This is a genomic window from Pseudomonas fluorescens (assembly GCF_902497745.1).
GTDB classification, from domain to species: domain Bacteria; phylum Pseudomonadota; class Gammaproteobacteria; order Pseudomonadales; family Pseudomonadaceae; genus Aquipseudomonas; species Aquipseudomonas fluorescens_BM.
In genome coordinates, this window is record NZ_CABVHJ010000053.1 from 1 (window position 1) to 2585 (window position 2585).

At 55.3% G+C, this 2585-nt stretch carries 2 protein-coding genes; one reads left to right on the forward strand and one right to left on the reverse strand.

Annotation, left to right across the window (positions count from 1 at the left end; all coding sequences use genetic code 11):
• Positions 1–8 precede the first annotated feature (8 nt).
• Positions 9–1171 (reverse strand): IS3 family transposase gene (locus tag F8N44_RS31070; protein WP_109627876.1). Its coding sequence is split into 2 segments (ribosomal slippage): positions 9–916 and positions 916–1171, totalling 1164 coding nucleotides; the frame shifts between segments, so codons are not numbered across the junction.
• Positions 1172–1452: 281 nt separating this feature from the next.
• Between F8N44_RS31070 and F8N44_RS31075 the strand changes: the two genes are divergently transcribed.
• Positions 1453–2585, forward strand: a 1133-nt coding sequence (locus F8N44_RS31075; protein WP_224794862.1) for a reverse transcriptase domain-containing protein, incomplete at its 3' end; no start/stop codon positions are given.

The following is a 2585-nucleotide window of genomic DNA, read 5'->3' on the forward strand; positions in this document are numbered from 1 at the left end:
TGTGGTGGTCAACTAATCCCGGACACGACGTTAAGTTTTTCCTCGGCCCGCGCTGGCGCCAACCCATCGTTGAATTGGTGAGGCCGAATCCAGTTGTAGCGATGCATCAAAAAATGGCTGATATCGCGCTGTGCTTCCTGCGCAGTTCGATAGCCCACGGTCGGTATCCATTCTGTTTTCAAGCTGCGAAATACGCGCTCCATCGGTGCGTTATCCCAGCAGTTTCCTCGTCGACTCATGCTCTGGCGCATGCGGTATCGCCACAACCGCTGGCGAAAGAGTCGGCTTGCATATTGCGATCCCTGGTCCGAGTGGAATAGCAGATCCGAAGGCCTGCCACGCTGCTCGTAAGCCATATCCAGCGCTTTGATCACCAGCTCAGCGTCTGGCTTTTCCGACAGCGCCCAGCCCACGATCCGACGCGTACAAAGATCCAGGACGACAGCCAGGTAATGCCACTTTCCTTGCGCCCAAATGTAGGTGATATCGCCGCACCAGACTTGATTGGGCGCTGGCACGTCGAACTCGCGGTTCAATGTGTTCGGGATATCCAGTCTTTCTACTGTTGCTCGTTTGTAGGCATGGGAGCCGGGTTGTTTGCTGACTAAATCAAGCTCGCGCATCAAGCTACGCACTTTGAATCGACCGAGTTGCTCACCGTCTTCACGCATCAGCGACAGGATGCTGCGACTGCCCGCAGAGCTGCGACTTTGCGAGAACAGCTCACTGACGCGACTACGCAATCGAAGCCGTTCAACATCGGGCGTGCGGCGCCGCAGGCGCTGGGCGTAGTAACACGAGCGAGTGACGTCAAACACCTTGCACAGCCAATCAACCGGCTCATGTGCCCTCAACTGGTCAATCAGCGCGAACGCTCGTGATCTTCCGACATCAAGAGCGCGGTAGCCTTTTTTAGTATTGATTTCTCTCGCTCAAGCCGAGCAATCCGGGCTTCCAGCTCCTGAATTTTTTGCTGTTCCGGAGTCAGTGCCTTGCTCTGCGGGGTGACGCCTTTATGTTCTTTCTGAATCTGGTCAACCCAGCGGCGCAATGCCGATTCACCAATGCCGAGTGAACGGCTGGCTTCGATGTAGCTGTAGTTTTGTTTGAGCACAAGGTCGGCAGCCTCGCGCTTGAATTCAGGAGTAAAGGAGCGGCGTTGTTTAGTCATCTGACACCTCGATCTGGCGAGCATTCTCGCCTAAATGGGTGTCCGGTTTCATTAGACCACTACAGTGCACCGTGAGGTGTACGGCGAAGCGTTGGCAGGGGAAACCAGCAGGCCAGCCATTGAGCCGCGAAATCATGAGTCCAGGGCGCCGACGCTGTTAAGCGAAGCGGAAGGCCACAGTGTGCATGACGATAATCGCAAGCCATGTTTCACGCCCTGCGCGGTCGTAGACCCTGAGCATGCTGGGAAGTCAACTGTACGGAAGCTGGGAGATCTCATCCGTGTCTGGTCGTGACAAGCCAGACGGGGCAGGAAAGGTCACAAGCCAAAAGCCTGCCGTCTACGCGGATGAGAAGTCGGATAACTCCGTAGTACCTGAGAAGTTGTCGAACAATGGGTTTTGCTCAGCGGAGACAATGGAGGAAAGGGAGTTAGCCAAGGGGAACAGCGAACAGCTTTCCGCATCCCGGACGCAGAGCCGGACAAGTGCGTTGTCAGGGTTGCTCGCTGTACGTCAAGCAGCTCGGCGAGATCGCCGGGTAAAGTTCACGAGCTTGCTGCACCACGTGACGGTCGAGCTATTGCACGAGAGTTTCTACAATCTCAAGCGAGACGCGGCCAGTGGTGTGGATGGTCTATCGTGGCGAGAGTATGAGCAAGGTCTGCTCACAAGGCTGACAGCCTTACACGACAAAGTGCATAGTGGCCGCTATCGCGCCCAGCCTGTCCGGCGGGTGTTTATCCCAAAGGCAGATGGTAGCGAGCGCCCGCTGGGCGTAACCGCACTGGAAGACAAGATCGTCCAGACCGCAGTCGTGCAAGTGCTCAACGCAATTTATGAGCAGAACTTTCTCGGACTCTCGTATGGTTTTCGCCCAGGTCGAGGGCAACACGATGCATTGGATGCGTTATCGGTAGGAATACAGAATTCGCGTGTTCGCTGGATATTGGACGTGGATATTCGAGCGTTCTTTGACACCATCGATCACGAATGGATGATGTGCTTCCTGCAACACCGAATCGCGGATAGGCGAATGTTAGCGCTGATAGCTCGATGGTTGCGCACAGGTGTTCTCGAAAATGGAAAGCGCATTCCTGCGAAGCAGGGCACGCCGCAAGGTGCGCCCATTTCACCGTTGCTTGCCAACATCTACCTGCACTACGTGATGGACTTGTGGATCAGGCAATGGCGCGAGCGTACTGCACGAGGTCAGATGATTGCTGTGCGGTACGCAGACGACAGTGTGCTTGGGTTTGAAAAGCATGAAGATGCATGGAGTTTTCGCCAGGCGTTGGAGGCTCGACTAGCTCAGTTCAACCTGACACTGCATCCAGAGAAAACACGTTTGCTACGGTTTGGCTGGTTCGCGATCGAAGATCGCAAGAAGCGCGGAGAAGGAAAACCGGAAACTTT